The organism is Paenibacillus agricola (assembly GCF_011440305.1).
Taxonomy (GTDB): Bacteria; Bacillota; Bacilli; order Paenibacillales; family NBRC-103111; genus Paenibacillus_S; species Paenibacillus_S agricola.
This window is the reverse complement of record NZ_JAAOIW010000010.1, coordinates 101,130-121,934: the sequence shown is the minus strand read 5'-3', so window position 1 is coordinate 121,934 and position 20,805 is coordinate 101,130. Positions and strand designations below refer to the sequence as shown.

The 20,805-nt window shown below is 46.2% G+C and carries 13 protein-coding genes; 3 read left to right on the top strand and 10 right to left on the bottom strand.

What is annotated here, in order from left to right:
- Window positions 1–55: 55 nt before the first annotated feature.
- The 10 genes from G9U52_RS24505 to G9U52_RS24460 all read right to left on the bottom strand — a co-directional run bounded on the left by G9U52_RS24505 (window position 56) and on the right by G9U52_RS24460 (window position 16,127).
- Entirely contained in the window at window positions 56–2,734 is a 2,679-nt protein-coding gene (locus tag G9U52_RS24505; protein ID WP_166153283.1) for a hypothetical protein, read from the bottom strand.
- Between the two features lie 76 nt (window positions 2,735–2,810).
- Complete coding sequence (locus tag G9U52_RS24500; RefSeq protein WP_166153282.1) at window positions 2,811–3,803, bottom strand: Gfo/Idh/MocA family protein; 993 nt, start codon at window positions 3,801–3,803, stop codon at window positions 2,811–2,813.
- A 26-nt stretch (window positions 3,804–3,829) separates the two neighbouring features.
- Window positions 3,830–6,520, bottom strand: a complete 2,691-nt coding sequence (locus tag G9U52_RS24495; RefSeq protein WP_166153281.1) for a hypothetical protein — start codon at window positions 6,518–6,520, stop codon at window positions 3,830–3,832.
- A 25-nt stretch (window positions 6,521–6,545) separates the two neighbouring features.
- A complete protein-coding gene (locus G9U52_RS24490; protein WP_166153280.1) occupies window positions 6,546–7,634 on the bottom strand; it encodes a lactonase family protein in 1,089 nt (362 codons plus the stop codon).
- A gap of 19 nt (window positions 7,635–7,653) precedes the next feature.
- Window positions 7,654–8,472 carry an SDR family NAD(P)-dependent oxidoreductase gene (locus G9U52_RS24485; RefSeq protein WP_166153279.1) on the bottom strand — a complete coding sequence of 273 codons (819 nt, stop codon included), beginning with the start codon at window positions 8,470–8,472 and terminating at the stop codon, window positions 7,654–7,656.
- Between the two features lie 131 nt (window positions 8,473–8,603).
- On the bottom strand, window positions 8,604–10,133 hold the full coding sequence (locus G9U52_RS24480; protein ID WP_166153278.1) for an extracellular solute-binding protein: 1,530 nt from the start codon (window positions 10,131–10,133) through the stop codon (window positions 8,604–8,606).
- A gap of 125 nt (window positions 10,134–10,258) precedes the next feature.
- Complete coding sequence (locus tag G9U52_RS24475) at window positions 10,259–11,140, bottom strand: carbohydrate ABC transporter permease (protein WP_166153277.1); 882 nt, start codon at window positions 11,138–11,140, stop codon at window positions 10,259–10,261.
- On the bottom strand, window positions 11,140–12,150 hold the full coding sequence (locus G9U52_RS24470; protein WP_166153420.1) for an ABC transporter permease: 1,011 nt from the start codon (window positions 12,148–12,150) through the stop codon (window positions 11,140–11,142). Before G9U52_RS24470 ends, G9U52_RS24475 begins: the two co-directional genes overlap by 1 nt.
- A gap of 313 nt (window positions 12,151–12,463) precedes the next feature.
- On the bottom strand, window positions 12,464–14,800 hold the full coding sequence (locus G9U52_RS41450; RefSeq protein ID WP_166153276.1) for a helix-turn-helix domain-containing protein: 2,337 nt from the start codon (window positions 14,798–14,800) through the stop codon (window positions 12,464–12,466).
- 397 nt (window positions 14,801–15,197) lie between these two features.
- Complete coding sequence (locus G9U52_RS24460; protein ID WP_166153275.1) at window positions 15,198–16,127, bottom strand: TetR/AcrR family transcriptional regulator; 930 nt, start codon at window positions 16,125–16,127, stop codon at window positions 15,198–15,200.
- Window positions 16,128–16,437: 310 nt separating this feature from the next.
- Here G9U52_RS24460 and G9U52_RS24455 point away from each other — a divergent pair, with 310 nt between their 5' ends.
- The 3 genes from G9U52_RS24455 to G9U52_RS24445 all read left to right on the top strand — a co-directional run bounded on the left by G9U52_RS24455 (window position 16,438) and on the right by G9U52_RS24445 (window position 20,772).
- A complete protein-coding gene (locus G9U52_RS24455; protein WP_166153274.1) occupies window positions 16,438–18,684 on the top strand; it encodes a helix-turn-helix domain-containing protein in 2,247 nt (748 codons plus the stop codon).
- Window positions 18,685–18,927: 243 nt separating this feature from the next.
- On the top strand, window positions 18,928–19,857 hold the full coding sequence (locus G9U52_RS24450) for an ABC transporter permease (protein ID WP_243767541.1): 930 nt from the start codon (window positions 18,928–18,930) through the stop codon (window positions 19,855–19,857).
- A 33-nt stretch (window positions 19,858–19,890) separates the two neighbouring features.
- Window positions 19,891–20,772 (top strand): carbohydrate ABC transporter permease, encoded by an 882-nt coding sequence (locus G9U52_RS24445; RefSeq protein ID WP_166153272.1) that lies wholly within the window; start codon window positions 19,891–19,893, stop codon window positions 20,770–20,772.
- Window positions 20,773–20,805: the final 33 nt, after the last annotated feature.

Genomic DNA, 20,805 nt, shown 5'->3' with positions numbered 1-20,805 from the left:
TTTCTTTGTATTTCTCTGAGATCTATGCAGTCTAGCTACAATGAATACTTGAATACTATGAGCCGGAAACATCAACCAGATAATAAGGCTGATTGGATAGCTCATCATTCAAGCCTGGGTACATCCATGCGTTGCCTTCACGATCATGTACCTCGAAGAAATAGATCAAATCAAAAGGTGACGCCGTATAGCTAGCAGGCACACTAGCATTGAACCGACCGTCTTGCCCTGACATCTCAGCAATAACATAGTGCTCACCCTGATTTGCATGACGATAGTGCAGGTCAATTCTAAGCCCGTCAGGGGCATCCTGAACTGAGATTTGCAAATCCAATACTTCCCCTTTGTGCACAAGCTCTGGAGGTTCATGACTGTAGCTCATCCGCTGTTTTTGGTTGTTGGTTTGGATGAATTTGGATATAAACTCCATTTTGTCTGTAGATACCGTTTTTGCTGCTGCCTTACGTGCCTCAACGGCCTCAAGGTCAATCGCAGCAATGTCCGCTTCAATGGCTTGGAGGCGATCAGACCAATGCCCTCTCATCGGAGGCGTAAAGCCAAAGGTGATATCGGATTTATATATACCCTGAGAGATCGAGACTAAATGCTTCCATGCATTTCTGGCAGAGCGGTATGTCTCCAAGGCTTGATCCAACTGAGCCAGATCCTGAGTTCGCTTGTATAGGGCATAAGCTAGGGCTGCACGGAACTTATTGGCGAAAAAACGTCCCAAATCAATCAGCATGGCCACATCGGTGGCAAAACGGCGAAACGAAGGGGATTCCGTGTCCAATGCTTCGCTGGTCGCCAGCACCAAGTGTTGCTCTGCCTTATCGGCCAATTGCTCCAGACGCTCTGCCGTTTCCAAAGGAGAGTATTTCCCGCTGCGAAAGCCTTGAGTGATATCGTCGGCAAAATCGTCAACTCGGTAAAACAGCGCTGTATCCAGCGGGCTTGCAGCACCAAACGTTCCGGGGCTTGGGCTGTCATGTGTATAGATGTTATGCTCTCCGTTGTTGGCAATCCGCATATTGGTGTACATCTCTGGCCAATACCAATTATTGGCGGCAGATGGAAGATGTGCAACAGTGACAAGCGGCAGTATTCTGCTCGCATGGGCAAGCGCTTGCTCGTAGGAATGAGCGGCTTTGCCAAACTCGGCATGCAGGTAACGCTGCCATGAATTCGGGTCTGCATCGGGGTTATATAACAGACGCCCCCATAGACGATAGGCATACTTATACTTGAGCCATTCCCGATTCGGCAGCTGTAGCGCTTGGTCTTCGTAAGGCTCACGCCCCCCGGGTGCTCCCGACCCTTTACGCGATTTGAACGACAGCGGCTCGCACCATTCCACGCCCTGAGTGCCGCTAATGCTCGCAAGGCGGCCATATCCCGAAGCAATGGCCGGATCACCCCACAACAAAATCCTTTGTGTGCCTGGCCAAATTCGGAATAAAATGCCTACCGGACGGTCGTCCCGCAAGTAATCCGCGTAGCCGTATCGTGTAAATCTGCGCGATAGAGCTGTGATCGCTTGCATTTTCATCGTAGGATTCACCGGAGGCGAAAATTCATTGTCCCGAATAGCAGCTTGATGGTAGGAGGGGCCCATATGCTCCGCCCAATATTTGGGAGACAAATAAATAGGCTGTTGTGTGCTTAGGGCAACCTCCAGCAATTCATCATTGACTCCTTTGGCATGCATGTCAATCTCGACCCGCCGTCCAGCGTCCTTCGTTCCTTCCAACACTACACGCCAAAATTCGTAGGCAGGCTCAGGGATGCCCCCCTCGTAATGGACACGAACCGTAAGGCCATCAATGGTTGGAAAATCCTTCAGCAGCATCCGAATGGCATCACGGCAGTATTCGGCATGATTGTCCGGTGTGATCCCTTCAACCGTGTAGTTCTGATTAGGGCTTTCCGTATACTCATAAGCATGATTCCATAAGCCTAGTTGAAAATGCAGCCCTCTTCGTTTGGCAGCTTCTCCTATATAACGAAGCATATCCCAGTTTCTTTGCCTTTCATCATCCGAAAGCCCGGCTACCTGTACCTCATATCCAGGTACCTTGAACAGAAAGGGATAAGTAAAGCAAAAGTAATTATCATGGACATTCAGATCATGGCCGTAGTCATAGCCCATGCCAAGTGCCAGATTGAAGCGATTAAACCGCTGCATCGCCAATTCAGTCAAGTATTCATCCCAGAACGATTTATCGTAAAACCATGGCTTGTCTTCCGGCTCGCTGGCAAACAAGCGGGTAACGCTCCGTATAGCGTTCGCCGGCTTATCGGCGAACGCTGGAGTGGCAAGCAGCTCTTCTATGACGTTGGTGCCTCCGCCAAAGCGTATACGATCGGCTAATTCAAGCACGGCATAGATCAAGCCGCGTGCATCTGGAGCCGATAATACCATCAGGCCATTAGACACCGCAACGGCGAACGATTCTGCCTGAGTAGGCAAGCTTAGCTTAGCCGTGTCTAACACCGATTGGACAAGTGGCGAGTCGGTCCCGGCAAGGACAATTTGCAGGACGGCAGAGGCATCGGATTTAGCGACGGGCTTCTCTTTCTCTGATCGGCTTACAGAAATTCGGCAGTTTGTTAAGGCATCAAATAAGATTTCTTCCGCCCAGGCTACCGAATGGTGCGAAGCGAGCAGGTCCTGCGGATCACGTACAAGAATTACTTCTGGCAAAGTTGCTGGATTTGTTGATTCGTCTGCCAATGAAATCGCTCCTTAGGTGTAGGTATGCTTAGCGCTTTCGCGGACCTACTGGATTTGATGCTTGCATAATGCTGGATTACTCTTTTTGAATCAGCGTATTGATTTGCTCCAGCAGCTCTATCGTGTGAATCGTATCCTGCATGTTAGGTGTGGGAACCGCATGATTTAGAATGCTGGTGATAAAATGATGCATCTGATGTTCAAAGCCATAGTAAGAAAAATTGGACATATTGCCGTGATTGGGATTCCATAGGAGCGTATCACCGCCATCTACTAATTTTTCTAATTGAAAACCGTCTCTTTTGGGAGCCGGCCGATTGTACTCAAGATGACGGATATTGTCCACGATCACATTGCTGCCGATTCCGGTAATTTCAACTCGTTCCATGGGATATTCGATTTTTTGCAGGGAGCCCGACTGAATAACACCTATTGCACTGGAATCCGTAATGAATGAAATGTTAAATCCTACCATATGGTCGTTAACCTTCACTTTATCAACATGTACAGATTTAATTTCCCCCAGCAAATACCTCGCGAGATCGATATGATGGCTGACATGATTGAAGAGGAAGGCTTCATCCGAAGCACTCTCGGAGCCTTGGAACTTGGACATGTACATGGTTATGGAACCAAACTCGTCCCTCTCAATGATTTCTTTAGCCATCATATAAGCGGTTGTGAATCTTTTATTAAACCGGGTCATTACATATTTCTGCGTGTGGTTTTGTAAGTCCAATAGATCTCTTGCTTGCTCCATAGTCAAACAAGGAGGTCTTTCCATAAAAACATGAGTATGAGCCAGCAAACAATCTTTGGCGATGGTATAGTGGGAATGAACATCCGTCGGAAAACAAATAACGGCGTCCAACTGCTCGTGTTTCAGCATGTCATTATGGTCCCTGTAAACCTTCGGAACCACATAGCGGTCTGTAAATCTGTTTAATTCAGCTTCGTTAGTGTGGCTTACTGCGGCAAGCCTGAAGGGCATCCGCTTCATGCAGTCATACACGAAATGATACATCAAATTGCCGCATCCAATTATAGCTATGTTCAGTAATTTTTCCATGTCGAATGACCCTTCCATTCCTCGATTTATGAGATGGAAACCAAATAGTAAGGCTGATTGGAGATCTGTTCATTTAATCCAGGGTACATCCAGGCATCGCCTTCACTGTCGTGAATTTCGAAAAAATAAATCAAGTCATACGGTGAGTCTATATAGGCCGCAGGTACGCTTGCTAAGAACAAGCTATCGTCTTGACGAGCCATCTCAACCACTACATAATGCTCTCCTTGATTAGCGTGGCGATAGTGCAGCTTGACTTTAAGTCCGGCTGTAGCAGCTGCAAATCGAGTATTGGCACTGGAGTCTGGGATGGATACGGAAAGCAGCAGATCCAAAGCTTCACCTGTACGAAGCTTACCCGGGGATTGATGGCTGCAAACCACACGGCTTGACTGGCTTCTAACCTGCAGAAACTTTGCTGCAGCTGCCTGCTTTTCAGTAACCAACGGTTTTTCTACTGCCTCATGAGCCGCAATGGCTACATTCTCCATAACAGCAAGGTCGTCCTCCATGGCTTGCAAACGATCCGACCAATGCCCCCTAACATGATGAGTAAAGCCAAAAGTAATATCGGACTTATAAATATCCTTCGAAATGGAAACAAGATGCCTCCATGTATCTGTGGAGGATCGGGTGAAAGCCAAAGCTTGCTCCAGCTGGGCCCTATCCTGGGTTCTTTCATATAATGCATAAGCCAGAGCCGCTCTGAATTTATTGGCAAAGAAATGTCCAAGATCGACCAACATCGCCGTATCAATCGCAAAACGGCGAAACGTTGGCTTCTCCTGGTCCGGAGCTTGGCTGATCGCCTGAGACAGGTGCTGTTCAGCCGTGTTGGCGAATTGCTCCAGACGTTCGGCTGTCTCCAAGGGTGAGTATTTCCCTTTGCGGAAGCCTTGTGTAATGTCATCGGCAAACTCGTCAACCCGATAAAACAGCGCGGTGTCCAAGGGGCTTGCAGCACCAAAGGTTCCAGGCTTGGGCGTATCGAAAGCATAAAGGTTGCTAGCTGCGGTATTCACAATTGGCAGGTTCGTGTACATTTCCGGCCAATAGATAACATTGGCAGCAGACGGTAGATGCGCTACAGTGACAAGCGGCAAAATTCGGCTGGCATGCGCAAGCGCCTGCTCATAGGAAGAGGCGGCATTGCCGAACTCGCTATGCAGGTAACGCTGCCAGGAGACCGGATTGGCATCCGGGTTATACAATAAGCGTCCCCACAAGCGGTACGTGTATTTATGTTTGAGCCAATCGCGATTAGGCAGCTGCAAAGCCTGCTCCAAATACGGCTCGCGTCCACCCATGGAGCCGGAGCCCTTGCGACCCTTGAACGTTAAGGGCTCGCATAACTCGACGCCTTGGCTACCGCTAAAGCTGGAATAACGACCGTAGCCGGAAGCGATAGCCGGATCACCCCAGAGCAGCAGCTTCTGTGTTCCAGGCCATAGCCTAAACAAAATGCCAACCTGGCGATCCTGCTGCAAGTAATCTGCATATCCATACCGTGTAAATCTGCGCGATAATTGCGTGATAGATGACATCCCCATCGTCGGATTAACCGGCTGGAAAAATTCAGCATCGCGGATCGCAGCTTGGTGGTAGGATGGTCCCATATGCTCAGCCCAATATTTGGGAGATAAGTAGATCGGCTGCTCTGTTGCTAAAGCCACCTTTAGCAGCTCGTCGTTAACACCTTTGGCGTGCATATCGATTTCGACCCGCCGTCCGGCGTCCTTCGTTCCTTCCATGACGACACGCCAAAATTCATAAGCAGGCTCTGGAATGCCTCCCTCATAATGGACACGGAACGTAAGTCCGTCGATAGCCGGGAAGTCCTTGAGTAGAACCCGAATCGCCTCACGGCAGTATTCCGCATGGTTTTCCGGCGTTATCCCTTCAATCGTGTAGTTCTGATTGGGGCTTTCAGTGAAGATATAAGAATGATTCCATAAGCCCAGCTGAAAATGCAGCCCTCTGCGCTTGGCTTCATCCCCGATATAGCGGAGCATCTCCCAATTCTGCTGTCTTTCAGCGTTAGGAAGCTCTGTAACCTTGACATCATAACCGGGAACATCGAACAGGAATGGATAACTGAAGCAAAAGTAATTGTCATGCACGTCCGGATCATGTCCGTAATCATAACCCATGCCCAGTGCAAGACTAAATCGATTAAACCTTTGCGTGATCAATTCGGTCAAATATTCATCCCAGAACGATTTGTCGTAAAACCATGGCTTATCCTCGGGCTCGCATGAAAATAAACGTGTTATGCTCCTAATGGCATTGGCTGGCTTATCGACAAACGATTCTATGGATAGCAGCTCTTCGATAATGCTGGAACCGTGCTGAACACGGTCTGCCAGTTCAAGTACAGCATAAATCAAGCCTCGAGTGTCCGAGGCTGATAGAACAAGCATGCCCTCTGATACGGCAATGGCAAAGGATTCTGCTTCCGTGGGCAAGCTCAGGTTGGCCGTTGTAAGCGCAGAATGCACAAACGACGAGTCTGGACCGGCAATGACGATCTTCAAGGCAGTATCTGAAACATTTGTGGATTTCTCTGTGAAGGCTACGCGAATTTGGCGGCTTTCTAACGCTTCCGACAAGCGCCCTACTGCCCAAATGACCGAAGTATGCGCAGTGAACGAGTCCTGAAGGTCGTGCACAATGATAGCTTTTGATAAAGGCTCTATATTAGAAATTTCATTTGACAAAGTAATTCTCTCCTTTATGGGGTATTTACGGCAACGAGATCATTTTGATGCAAACCGGCATCGGCACCTCGATGCTATGCCCTGTAGGATGCAGCAAGCCAGTTTGACGGTCTATTGCAAATGCGACAATATTGTCGGTATCCTGATGGGCAACGTATAAATAGCCGCCTGTCGGGTCGATGACGAAGCTCCTCGGAGCTTTTCCTTGAGTTGGTTCATGACCTACAAGCTGGATCTCACCCGTATCGGGATGGACAGCGTAAATTACAATGCTGTTATGCCCGCGATTGGAGCCGTACACAAAGCTACCCGCAGCATTAACATGCACATCTGCACAGTTGCTGCGGCCTGTAAAGTCATCCGGCAACGTAGAACACGTTTCTTTAAGCTTAAGAATACCTTCAGCTGAATCATAGTCATAGCTTATCAATGTATTGCTCAGCTCATTGATTACATAGCCCCAGCGTTCATTGGGATGAAAGGCAAAATGACGTGGGCCTGAGCCAGCTTCTATCGGCACCGATGGAACGATACCGGACACTAATTTCCCGTTAATCGCATCCAACCGGTAGACCCGTAATTGATCGGCTCCATATTCGGCGGCTACTGCAAAGCGACTGGCAGGGTCCAGCGTTATGGAATGGACACGAGGCCCTTGTTGGCGGGTTGGATGAATACTAGAGCCTACATGCTGGATGAAATCCGTCATTTCTCCGAGACGGCCATCTTCTTGTATAGGCAGTACGCATACGCTGCCGTCCCCAAAATTACCAGTCAACACAAATTTACCCGTGTGGTCTACAATCAAATGGACGGGCTTAGAGCCGCCCGAGGGCTGTTGATTGAGATAAGTTAGCTGCCCCGTGTGGGGGTTAATAGCGAAAGAGCTAATCAGGCCTTCACCTTCAATGGTATTCGCTGCATACAGATATTGCTGTGTGGGATCAATAGCCAAATAAGTTGGGTTGATACCGGCCGTAGTCGTGCTGGAATACTCCAAATCACCTGTGGCAGGATTCATTCGATAGACATAGATGCCTTCGCTCTTACCCTCAGTTTGCGTTCCGATATAAGCAAAAATCGTTGGATTTGCTTCCGTTGAATTTGGTTTCATAGTCGGTTACCCTCGTTTATTAGGATTTGAGAATGCCTAAGCCTTCTTCTAGGGATTCAGATACACTATCTGCCAATTGGGCGGTCAGACCCCCGTCAACCACAAGTGCATGACCCGTAACGAATGAAGCATCGTCTGAGGCAAGGAATAGAGCAGCCAATCCGGCTTCTCGCATTGTTCCAGGTCTTCCTAATGGATAAACGGCTTTTTGACGGCGGACTTCCTCGGGGTACTTTTCCAGGAAATCAATTTTTCCTTCTGTAACGATTCTACCTGGGCAAATGGAGTTTACCCGAATGCCATACTTCCCGTAATCTAAAGCCATTTGGCGAGTCAAGTTAATGATCGCGGCTTTGGCGGCATCATAGGAAGCATGCCTTCTTCCACCGAGAAGTCCATGTACCGAAGCTGTATTAATGATCGAGCCTCCGCCCGCTTTGATCATACCCGGCAACGCGTATTTACTGCCGAGAAATACGGCTTTGACGGAAGAAGCGAATACTTGGTCCCAATCTTCTTCTTCTTGTTCAAGAACGGAAGCCGTGTGTCCTTTATAGGCATTGTTCATCAAAATATCCAGACGACCGTATGTTTCATAAGCATGTTCAATCAGCTGCTTCAAATCAGTGCTTTTGAATACGTTCGCTTGGTAATAGCTAGCCGAACCGCCATTAGCAATAATCTGGTCGACAACCTGCTGACCTAGACCTTCACGACCGCCATCATCATTGACGATGACGTGAGCGCCTTCCTCAGCAAATACCTCTGCGCTTGCTCTTCCTATACCTGATGATGATCCGGTAATAATAGCTACTTTGTCCTTTAATCTTGTTCCCATGTTTTTTCCTCCTATAAGTATGATAATGAGATAACCCTTATATTTATCTATTGCACGCAAAGCCGCAGGGCACAGTTGGTTAACTGCACCCTATGAACCTGGCTAATGCTGCCATTGCTTGGATATTCGTGCTAGCTTTTAATCTTTTCTTTATACAAATCGTTTAATTCTTTCAGGTGCTTTTGATACGTAGGGTCATCCTTGAAGCTCTTAACGAACTTATCCCAATCGTCCAAGCTGTTTTTACCAATAATCACGTTGGTTTCCATGTCATTGATCTTTTTATTCCAATCCGCGCTTTTTTCCAAAGCAGTTGGAGTTACTAGACCAAGGCCCGGATTCGGAATCGATACCGTTGCAATCGTATCAACAAGCTTATGGTTATAGGCTTTCGTTTCTGGTGTCATTCCCGGCAAATCCGCTTTTACATATTTATCAAAATAGCTGGAAACCCATTGAGCAGATGTATCAAACGCGTAACCTTTTTTCTTGCCTTCTTCGGTTTGGGTAATGTCGCCGGATGCACTCTCGTTATAATCCGTGCCTTTAATACCGTAGGCCACTAAGTTATACACTTCTCTAGTTGCCGTATAATCATAAATTTCAAGAATTTTCTTTAATTTTTCCTCGTTGACCTTCTTATTAACCAAAAAGATTCCGAATGAGCCCGGTGCTGCTTCCATATAAACCTTGCCATCCGGTGCTGCTGGAAACAGATAAGGCACGATCACGGCTTTAGGATTAACCTTCTTAATATCGTCGGTGTACAAGTGGCCGTCATAAGTGTTGGAGAAGCCCATGCCTGCTTTGTCCTGGGTCATGAAATCGCGGATTTGGCTCGTTTGCAAAAGCGGCAAATCGGGAACCATTACGCCCGCTTTATTCGCTTTGTTCCAGAACGCCAGCGCATCCTTCATTTTCGGATTAAAGAAGCTTGGTTGTAGCTGTCCGCTGTCATCCACATAATGCTGCAAGCCATTGCCGAACATCGAGATAAAATAACTCGATATGTTAGGGGCGCCTTGGCCAACAAAACCGAACGTATCATTTTTCCCATTACCGTCAGGATCATTCTTGGTGAACGCTTCCATGACATTATAAAATTCATCCATCGTCGTTGGGGCTTTAAGGCCCAGCTTGTCTAACCAATCCTGGCGAACCAGCAACGCTTGCTGTCCATCAATAGGTCGAACGCGGGGAATGCCCATCGTTTTTCCTTTGAAAGCAACGTTCTTGTAAATTTGCGGAGGATAAGCGGCCAAATTGGGATAGTTATTAATGTACGGGGTTAAATCCCAAAAGGCTCCCTGATTGGTTGCATTCGCAAACGTTTGTGTGTTGATATCCCAGACCAACGTTACATCGGGAAGATCACCTGCTGCCAGCATGACATTCAATTTGTCTGGATAATTGTTGGCAGGAACGTAGGTAACATTGATTTTGACATTAAATTTCTCATTTATTTGTTTAAGGCTATCCAGGTCATTGCTAGGCGCCGAATTGTAGGTTGTAGTTAATATATTAATTTCCATTGGCTTCGAGCTTTTATCTGCTGCAGACGTGCCCGCAGTAGTTGGAGTGGTTGTTGAAGAGCTACAGCCTGCCAGTAAAACTACTGCTGCCATCGCACTCATATTCGTATTCTTTAGCCACTTTTTCATCTTATAGACCTCCCTTAAATGTTGAAGCACTTTTCCTATTGCCTAATCAAACTTCCGGAATCTTTCAGCCAGCAGCTTTAGCCTGGGTTCCCTCGATATTCCTCACTCCCTTCAATGTGCATGCGCTAGCCTTTAACGGAACCAACCATCATCCCTTTTACAAAATACTTTTGCAGGAATGGATAGACGATAATGATCGGTAAGGAAGCTACGACGACAGCAGACATCTTAATCGTTTCGGGCGGGAGCATCTGCTCACTTTGCAGCATTTGCGCTACTGCGGGGTCTCCAACCTGGGTGGATGCTTGAATGAGCAGCATTTGCAGCACCACCTGCATCGGGCGAAGCGTATCTTTATTGATATAAAGCACGGCATTAAAATACGTATTCCAATAAGCCACAGCGAAAAACAAGCCAAATGCAGCTATCGCCGATAAAGAAACAGGCAGTATAATTCGGAAAAACACACCAATATCCGTGCAACCGTCCATTTTCGCGGATTCTTCCAGCTCCTCGGGAATTTCCTGGTAAAAGCTTTTCATCAGGATGACATACCACGCACTGGTCAGCACAGGGAGAATAAGCGCCCATACGGTATTAATAAGCCCAAGCTCCTTAACTAGCAAATAGTTGGGGATCATGCCTGGGTTAAACAGCATCGTAAACAAAATGCCCATCATAATCATTTTCTTCAGCCTGAACTTTTTGCGGGATAAAGCATAAGCAAGTCCACTCGTCAGGATAAGGCTGCAAGCAGTTCCGATGATTGCGAGAAAAGCGCTGATGCTAAGTGAATTGAGAAAGGTTCGGGTCGATAAAATAAATTTATAGGAAGCCAGGCTCCAATGCTCGGGAATAATGACTAGCGCCCTTGTTTGAAACTCGATGGGATCGGTAAAAGAAACGAGTATGACATAAAGAAAGGGCAATAATGTTGACAAAGAGATGATGGCAAGGATGATGTAATTGAAGGTGTCAAACACCCGCGACCCAAGCTGCTGCTTCATTAGTAGACACCCTCCTCTCCGAACTTTTTGGCTAGACGGTTGGCGGATACGACGAGAATTAAGCCAACAACGGACTTGAATATTCCAACTGCTGTCGCAAAGCTGAATCGGCCATTCTGAATACCAACACGGTAGGCATAGGTGTCGAACACATCGGCTACTTCCGTCACGGCTGAGCTCGACATCAAATAAATATGCTCAAAGCCAATATCCAAAACCTGGCCCAATCGCAGAATTAACAAAATAATAATCGTCCCTTTAATTCCGGGTACGGTTACAAATAGCGTTTGCTTCCAACGATTCGCACCGTCCATCCGTGCTGCTTCATATAGCTCGGGGTTGATTCCAGCCAAGGCAGCGAGGAAAATGATCGTTCCCCAGCCTGTTTCCTTCCAAATGGTTTGTGCCGTCAGCATCCCCCAAAAGGTGTCGGCATTGGTTAGAAAATTAATCGTAGAGCCTCCAGATTCCACGACCAGCTTGTTGACAATCCCACTTCCACTTAAGGTAAGGAAGCAAATCCCCACGATAACGACCCAGGAAAGGAAATGCGGCAAATAAATCGCGGTTTGCACCCATTTTTTAAACGTTAGGTTTTTTAATTCATTCAATAGCAACGAAATAATGATCGGCATGGGGAAGAAAAAAGCAATATTCAGAAAACTGATCCCTATGGTATTGCGGAACAGCAGCCAAAAATCAGGATTCGTGAAAAAGCTTTGAAAGTGTTTAAGTCCAACCCATTCGCTTTTTAACAAGCCCAAGTACGGGGAGTATTCTGTAAAAGCCAGCGTCAATCCCCACAATGGGACGTATTTAAAAATAATGAAAAACAAAAGGCCGGGCAATGCGAGAAGGTACAAGTATTTCTCTTGCTTAAACGTCTTTTTCCAACCCTTTAACCAAAGCAGAAATAAGTTATTCGATGCAGTATCCTTTTTCGGCTTCGGTAAATTTGTTAACTTGTTTGGTACTAAAGCAGCTCTTTGCTGATTAGGCAATACGCTCATCCTTTCTTTACATGTTTCATTCGTGTTTTCCATACTGACAAACTGTATTGTAAGGGAGTCTTATTTACTTCACAATAAGCCAATTGTGAATGCTCATTATGTGCCATGTAGATGGCTAATCACAAAAAGAGTATTACAAAAGCCCTTCAAACCCACTATAGAAGTGGAACTGAAGGGCCTTTGTAGGAAATTACATACTCTTTAATCCGGGTATTGGTAAGCTCCGAGTATGGAGCACCTGAGTGCAGGACGACTCCCACTTTGTTCTCATAAGAAGGGAATTTATTAATAATATCCATTTTCGGAGGTTCCGCTACTTCCCTTCTTCACGAAACTGACCAGGCGTGATTCCTTCATTTTTTTTGAAAACACGGATAAAGTTTTGGGTATGGAGGTAGCCCACCTTCTCGGAAATATCAGCCACCGGAATATTCGTTTCCCGCAGCATTTTCTTTGCCTGCTCGATCCGGACCTGTGTTACATAATCGCTAAACGAGATTTGCTGAAACTTTTTGAAGAGCTTACTGAGATGAGTCCGGCTAATTCCAAAGCTGCGTGCACACTGGTCTTGAGAAATATCCAGATGATAATTCTCTTGGATGAAGGCGATAACCCTATCGATAATATGCTCGTGCTCAACAAAGGTTTTATTTTGCACAAACATCACGATCGGGGTAATCAGCTTTTGCAAAAACCAACGGTTTAAATCGTCCATATTTTGAAATTTGCGCAAGTATTCGTAAGGTTCCTCCCCCTTGAATAACGTATCCAGATCGATCCCCAGCAAATACATGGTGCGAATCGTTGTACCGAGAAGCTGCGTATACGACATTTGAATGACCTTGGCCACATTCGTTGCGCTTAACACATATTTTGAAAACTCATTCAGCATCCGCTCTGACTCTTCGAGATCCCCTTGCTTCAAGGATTCCTCATAATGCTGCTCCAGCTCAATCGGATACCGATAGCTTTCACTTTTTTTCAAGAAGTTATTGTCGGGGTCGATGACTTGCTCTCCTCCTACAACAAGCCGGGAATAAAGCGCAGAAACCGCCTGATGGTAGGCTTGAGGCAGCTCGCGGATTTCCCTTGTTGTAGCTCCGAGTCCCGCCGTTACCGGTAGACGCAAGTAATTGGCCAGTACGTTTCTGACTTCTTCCACAAATGCTTTCACGGAAACGCTCCATTCCACAGTGGGTTCACTGCATGCCTCTACGTTGTTCCCTACATCCTTCGCTAAGTTGTTCCAGATGAGCACGGCGACTTGGTCATTCAACAGATTGATCGCAATTCCGAGAAATGTATGCGCATTGGCATGGACTAAGTCAGTAATAATATTTTTCATCGCAAATATAACAAGGTCACGATCCTGATCGGAAAATTTCCCTTTTCCAGGGGTACTTGGATCATAGGTGAGAATAAAGATGCCAAACTGGGCTTGCTGCGGCAGGTCATAACGCTCGAACAAGCTTTCCAGCTCGCTCTGTGTATAATGCATAAAATGGCCCTGCAGCATCTGCATCACGAAGGATTCCTGGATGATGGGCAGTTGATGGGATAATTGATCGTGCAGCTGCCTCGTTTCATCCTTTAACGCAAGCCAAGTCTGGCGCACATAGCCAATCTCATCCTCATCGGCTTCATTGCCTATAGAATCCCGCTTCATATGGGTCATTAGGTTGGCTAACGGTCGATACACCCATGTCGTACCCAGAAAAGTGAAGATGAGCGCAAGCAGCAAGACAACGGCCAGCACTGCCGCCGTAATGACTCCGATCCCAGCTGATTTGGCATTTAACTCATTAACTGGAATCAGATCGATATATTGCCAGCCAGTATAAGCGGAAGTAAGCGTTGTCACTAGATAGTCACGGTCATTCCAGTTGTAGTGAAGTTTATGCTCGGAGCCATTTTTTAGCTTAAGCATATCAAGTAGCTGTGGAGGAAGCATAGACACGGAGGACGAAGCGACCGATTTCCCTTCTTTATCCACTATCGCAATCGTCTGTCCTGGATAAACTACAGAATGCTTAAGTGCATCCTGGAACAGCTTCTCATCAATGCGAACCAGCACCAGACCAACTGGATTGAGCGATTGCAAAGGCAGCCTGCTAATAAACGTAGCTCCTTTAGCCACGTCATTTGCCCTGATGTGAAACACCGTATTTTTCCACTGAAATTCCTTTGGCGATACCATTGCCTCGTTCAATTTGTTGCGGTCATAAATGGGTGTTATTTTAAATAGGCCGAAGGAGGATGAGAGCAGATAGTTGTCTTTGACGTACATCGAAATATCCAAAATAAGCTTATGGTTGTATTGAAAGGTTGAGAAAAATTGGGAAACCTGCATATTAAATTCAAATTCATTATCCTTAATACCTCGCTGCAGGGCTTCATTGCCAAAAAGGGGGTGAAACAGAAGCTGTAGCGTACTATCTTGAATGTTCTGCAAATCACGGTCAATGGTCGCGGAAGTATTTTCCAATAACTGGACATGTGCACGGTTTACTTCATTTTGCAAAGTTGAAGCGGAGAACAGATAGCTGCTGATGCCTACAATTAAGGTGGGTACAACAGCGACAGCCAAGGTTAACATAATCATTCTGTTAAGCAAGGTCGTTCTTCTCCCAAAGATCCGTTTGATGTTCACGTTCCCCCTCCTTAAGCAGGTCTTATTCCTTCAATGAAATCAATTCTAACATAGATAAAGCTTATATACACTACAATTGTCCATTAAGCTTATGCTTACTTTAGGGTAAGTAATCCACCTTTTTCCGAGAGCAAATCACCGAGTACATACTGGGAATAAGACTGTACACATAAGGTTTTTGGGCGGTTTGGTGCAAAAATGCTCCTTTTGTGCCCTGCTCAGACAGCGGCACAAAAGGAGCATCACATTTAGCTTATTGTACCACTGCCCAAATCCTATTTATCATACATTCATCGGGGTATGATAATGCGTTAGCCCACCTATTGGTAGTGGTTGGGCTGCGCACTTAGTGGTTGGAACTATGCTTGGAAATCCGCACGATCCATTATTTCCCCTCCTACTTCTTCGACTTTTTATCCTTATTTTTTTTATTTTGCTTCTTTTCTTTGCGCGCCTCTTTATTTGGATCTGTAACCTTTGGCATATCGTGCTCCGCTTCTGGTTGTTCTTTTATTTTTTTCTCCTTCGATTTCTCTTTTTTTACTTTCGGCTGCATCTCAGATTTAACGTCAGTAACTGCTTCTGTCGGTTGCCTATCTAACTTTGAATCTGGGATGGTGACAAGCTTTTCAGTTCGCTCATCTGGCTTTTCAACAGATTCGGCAGCAGCTTTTCTTCCTCGCTCGATGCCTTGCCCCTTCGGTTGCATACCCGCCAGAATCACATCAACGCCATCATCAAGTACAGGCTGGATTCTTTCCAGCAGCGCTTCAAGTGGCTCCTCACTATTCATATAAGTGTGGATCAGGCCATACAGCATAAAGAAATAAATCCGCGAATGATTAATGCCCGCATCCTTACCGGGATTAGGAATGATTGAACCGATTCCATCTGTCAAATGGGCGAATATGCGTGCCCGTACCTGGTTGACATCAGCCTCCGAATTGAGGGTATCCCCCCTCACCGATTGCGCTTCAAGAATGATGGACACCATGCTTTTGTGCGACAAGCAGAAGCGGACAAACACACGGCTCTTTTCCTTCAACTTCTGGGCGATCGACCCTTCCTTCTGATTCTTGATCGAAAGAATCGCCAACTCTAGCTGCTCCAAAGGTTGGATCGCCAATTGCTCCAGCAAAGCCTCTTTGTCCTTAAAATATAAATAAATGGTTGTATGCGAGCAGCCCGCTTCCTTGGCGATTTCACGTATCGTAACTGCATCATAGCCCCGTGCAGTGAACAGCCTACTTGCGGATTCAGCAATACTGCGTTTGGTTTCTTCCGCTCTTTCATCTTGCTTACGGATTTTCTTATCCTCGTTGTCCATGTCTTACACCAGCCTTTTTATAAGATATACGTAAATTATACCAACGGTTTCCAGCTTATGTTAAAATTATAACCATCGGTTATGTTTTAATCAAGCTCTTAAAAAAAATATTAAATATAGTTAATAACCAGCTAACGCCTAAGGGCATTAACCGAAGCCAATGAATTGACAAGCAGGCGCTTTATACGGTTATAATGAGACACCTACTAATAATTAGGATGTGGCTCCTATTCAAACCAATAAACCTGTAAATAAAAGTAAAGGAAGTATTTTTTGGCGATACCTCGGTATCGTATTACTGATTACTTGTATGCCTATGGCCCTCATCGGGGTTCTGCTCTATTATGTAGGAACAGACCGGGTCGGAACCGAGGTTAATAAATCGCACCAAGCCCAGCTCCAGCAATCGATCCAACAAATGGATGACTATTTATCCAATCTGGAGAAGTTTGTTGTCCGGGTCGCATTTGATCCTGTGTTCGATGAGTCTTTAAACCATTTTGACTTCACGGATCAATTTCAGAAAACCAAGGATTTGATGAAATCGCTTACATTAATGACGGAATCCAATGCTTTGTTGAGCAGCGTTTGCTTATACCTGCGCGATGCCGACAAGCTGGTCTGTGACGACGCGGGCATCAGGCAAATCCAAACCGACGAGGATCGCAAGCTATTCGCTGCCCTGCTCGACGAGGAAAAGCCGATTTATTGGAATTATGGTATAAAGCAGATCCACAAGCCCGATTTGTCGTATAAAGCGGTCGTGATCAAGCTGCCGGGCGGGCAACTGCAAAATGCGTTTGGCGCCTTCCTCGTCTATCTGGATCCCGTTAAACTAAATGCGATGGTGCAAAAGCTAGTCTCGGGTGAGGGCATTTCCTTTCTAATTAATGAACACGGTGATTATTTAACCGACCTTCGAAGCAGCCCCACACTGCCAACCGAAGAACTGCTGGAAAATAAGCTGAGGGCACGCATTATGGAAGAAAATCTTAAAGAAAATACGTTTATTTATGATTGGAAGAATGAAAGCTATTCGGTCTCCTATGGAAAAATAGCCAAGCTCGGTGGCAAATGGACAGTAGTTTCCGCAACTCCATTATCGCAAATTACAGCACCTGTCACTTCCATATCCAGAATGATCATCGGAATCAGCTTATTTGCTCTGTTAACGGGATTGCTGTTGGCATGGTTTGCCTCCAATCGGATTTATGACCCGATCTCCCGCTTAAAAAGCATGTTTGAAACCGGCATAACGAAAGCTGATGACAACAATGAAATTTCCTATATTGAAAATCAGTGGAAGGAGCACCTCCAAGAGCAACAGGCGCTACGTACCCGTGTCCAGCAATCGATACCAACGCTGCGTGAAAGCTTTCTGCTGCAATTTCTCCAAGGCAATTTGTATACCCATACAGAACTGGAAATTAACGAAAAGATGAACCAGCTCGAATGGGATATCGAGAACAAAAAGTTCGCTTTCTGGGTTGCCCAGCTGCAAGGGCTTTCTGATTTGGCAGGAACCTATTCAGAGCGGGACGCCCAACTGATCACCTTTGCCGCTTCGAACATTATGCTGGAACTGAGCTCCCAGAAGCTGCCGATGGTCCATATTATGAACTTCCAGGATTTATCGGTCGGAGCCTTCTTTGTTTTGGACAGCGAAGGAACAAACGAGCAACTGAAGGCGGAATTAAACAGGTCTGCTGAGGATTATATCGCCGCACTCAACAATGTACTGCGGATCAAGGCCACCATGGTGATCAGCACCATAACCAATTCGGTATTGGAAGCACCCAATGTGCTAGAGCAAACCCGCAGAGCCTTACGCTTCCGTGAGCTCCATTCGTCCAACCAGCTCCTGGATATGGGCCATTTTATATTGGAAAATAATGAGCGGGTGCCTTTTCCCTTTGAGCTGGAACGAGAAATTGTCCAGGCGATCGGCATGGGGCTGGAAGAAGAAGCAGTGCGGCTGGTCGAAGCGTTTCTCGTCGCTCTGCAACAAAATAACAACACCGAGCTGATGGTCCATCAGGGAATGATGAAGCTGCTAGGTACCATCCATGACACGATAATGAAATATGATGTCAATATGTATGCCTTGTATGAAGGCGCCCATCTCTATGAGGAGCTCGTACAAATTACCGAAACCAATGCCATGGTTCATTGGTTTCAATATAAGCTGATCCAGCCTTTTATCCGCACCTTGTCGATTGCTTATGACTCCGGCTTACGCAGAAGCATTGAGCAGCTAATTGGGCAAATCGGTCGTGATTTTCTGTCCGATATATCGCTTGAGGCTTATGCCGAGCAGCTGCAGATGAGCTCATCCAAGCTGAGCAAAGTGTTTAAACAAATTACTGGCGTCAATTATATTGATTATATTACCCGATTACGGATCGAGAAGTGCAAGGAGCTGCTGTACACAACCGATCTGAAAATCAATGACATTGCCGAGCTGCTTCGTTACCAGCCCTCCTACCTGATACGTATTTTCAAGAAGAGTGAGGGCATGACACCTGGGCAATACCGCGAAAAGCACAGCCACGAATAGAACGAACATGAATAGCAATATTTGTCTGTCAGGTCCGGAAATGTTTGATACTTCGGGCTTTTTTGCCATTTCAAAAAAGTGTTATCGGCGGAAATTGCCTTAAAAACCTCAGGAAAAATGTTATTATTGCCCGAAACTGGCAGGCTGGTTACAGTTAGGTCATCAACGACGCAGACAGAGGAGGCGCGAACCATGCTTACAAAAACAGATGTACAGCCAAACCAAAATTCTACATGGAATGACATGAACGAGATGAAGAAAAAAAAATCGACCCTTATCTGGCAAGGGATCAAGCGGGACAAAATTCTATATCTGCTGATGCTCCCCGGGCTGCTATTCTTTTTAATATTCAAATATATTCCGATGTGGGGCATTATTATCTCCTTCCAGGATTACTCGCCTTATATGGGAATTATGGCAAGCCATTGGGTAGGCTTCGAGCATTTCACACGCTTTTTCGCGAATCCGGATTTTCTCATCCTGTTTCGAAATACGATGATGATCAGCTTGCTGAGCCTTGTATTTTTCTTTCCGATCCCGATTTTTCTGGCTCTGCTCTTAAGTGAAGTGAACAATAAGGTGTTCAAAAGAATCGTGCAATCGATCGTTTATTTACCCCATTTCCTTTCTTGGGTTGTGGTTGTCGGAATTACCTTCCTGCTGTTCTCGCAATCCTCGGGTATGATTAACCTGGCTCTGGAGTACTTCGGCTTTGCCAAAATTGATTTCTTGTCGAACGTCAATTTGTTCTGGGGCATGCTTACCTTGCAAAATATTTGGAAGGATACAGGCTGGGGCACGATCATCTTCCTGGCAGCGATTGCCGGAATTGATCCCCAGCAATACGAGGCCGCCCGCATAGATGGAGCCAACCGGCTGCGCCAAACCTGGCATATTACGCTGCCGGCCATCCGTAGCGTGATCGTCGTCCTGTTCATTTTGCGTATCGGGCAAATTATGGATGTGGGCTTTGAGCAAGTATTTCTAATGATGAACGGTGCTGTTTCCGAGGTCGCCGATGTTTTTGAAACCTATGTATACCGCATTGGTATTCAAGGTGGACAGCTTAGCTATAGTACAGCGGTAGGGCTGTTTAAATCTGTTGTTGGTTTAATTCTGGTTATTGCCGCTAATCGGATCGCCAAGCGGTTTGGCGAAGAGGGTATTTATTAGCTTTCACGCTTATACGGAAAGGGAGTGCTTCCTATGAAGGAAAATTCAGCAGACCGTTTATTTAACGGCTTTAATTTAACCATCCTGGCTATGATCAGCCTCGTCACGTTGTTTCCACTGTATTACGTATTTGTCGTCTCGTTTACTACTCCTTTCGAATACATTTCCAAGCAGGGCTTTGTGCTTTTCCCCCAAGAGTGGACGCTGAAATCTTATCGTTACCTGCTATCTACCTCCTCCTTCAAGGATGCGACATTAGTAAGCGTATTCTTGGCGACAGTCGGAACTGCTTTAAGCCTGATCGTCACCTCGGCGTTAGCTTATGGCTTATCCAGAAGGCGGCTGCAGGGGCGTAAAATATTTCTGATGCTGATCTTAATTACGATCCTGTTCAGTCCGGGTATCATTCCCCCTTATTTGTTAGTTCGTGATTTGGGGTTGATTAATAGCATCTGGTCTTTAATTTTGCCCGTCTTAAGCAGCGGCTGGTACGTAATTCTGATGAAAAGCTTTTTTGACAGCATTCCTGTGGAGCTTGAGGAAGCCGGGATGATTGATGGGTGTAATGACGCCGGGATCTTTTTTCGGATCATCCTGCCCCTGTCCTTGCCAGCCCTCGCCGCCTTCGGCCTTTTCTACGCCGTTGCTTATTGGAACACCTTCTTTAGTGCCGTGCTCTACATTAACGATCATACCAAATGGCCGCTGCAGCTCGTGCTGCGTAATATGCTGATCGAATCATCTACAGCGATGGGCGGTGCGGTTGCATCCGAGATGAGCTCGGAGGAGCAGATGCCTGCACAGACGTTAAAAATGGCAGCGGTAGTTATTGCCACCTTGCCCATCGTCATTGTTTATCCCTTCCTGCAAAAGCATTTCGATAAGGGGGTGATGCTGGGTTCCGTCAAAGGATGAAGCTTTCTGTAGTTCTTATCACTGTCCATTAAA

Coding starts and splice junctions, on each gene's coding strand:
- G9U52_RS24500 (WP_166153282.1), bottom strand. CDS start 3,803: ATGGAAAAATTACTGAACATAGCTATAATTGGATGCGGCAATTTGATG.
- G9U52_RS24490 (WP_166153280.1), bottom strand. CDS start 7,634: ATGAAACCAAATTCAACGGAAGCAAATCCAACGATTTTTGCTTATATC.
- G9U52_RS24485 (WP_166153279.1), bottom strand. CDS start 8,472: ATGGGAACAAGATTAAAGGACAAAGTAGCTATTATTACCGGATCATCA.
- G9U52_RS24480 (WP_166153278.1), bottom strand. CDS start 10,133: ATGAAAAAGTGGCTAAAGAATACGAATATGAGTGCGATGGCAGCAGTA.
- G9U52_RS24475 (WP_166153277.1), bottom strand. CDS start 11,140: ATGAAGCAGCAGCTTGGGTCGCGGGTGTTTGACACCTTCAATTACATC.
- G9U52_RS24470 (WP_166153420.1), bottom strand. CDS start 12,150: ATGAGCGTATTGCCTAATCAGCAAAGAGCTGCTTTAGTACCAAACAAG.
- G9U52_RS24460 (WP_166153275.1), bottom strand. CDS start 16,127: ATGGACAACGAGGATAAGAAAATCCGTAAGCAAGATGAAAGAGCGGAA.
- G9U52_RS24455 (WP_166153274.1), top strand. CDS start 16,438: ATGCCTATGGCCCTCATCGGGGTTCTGCTCTATTATGTAGGAACAGAC.
- G9U52_RS24450 (WP_243767541.1), top strand. CDS start 18,928: ATGAACGAGATGAAGAAAAAAAAATCGACCCTTATCTGGCAAGGGATC.
- G9U52_RS24445 (WP_166153272.1), top strand. CDS start 19,891: ATGAAGGAAAATTCAGCAGACCGTTTATTTAACGGCTTTAATTTAACC.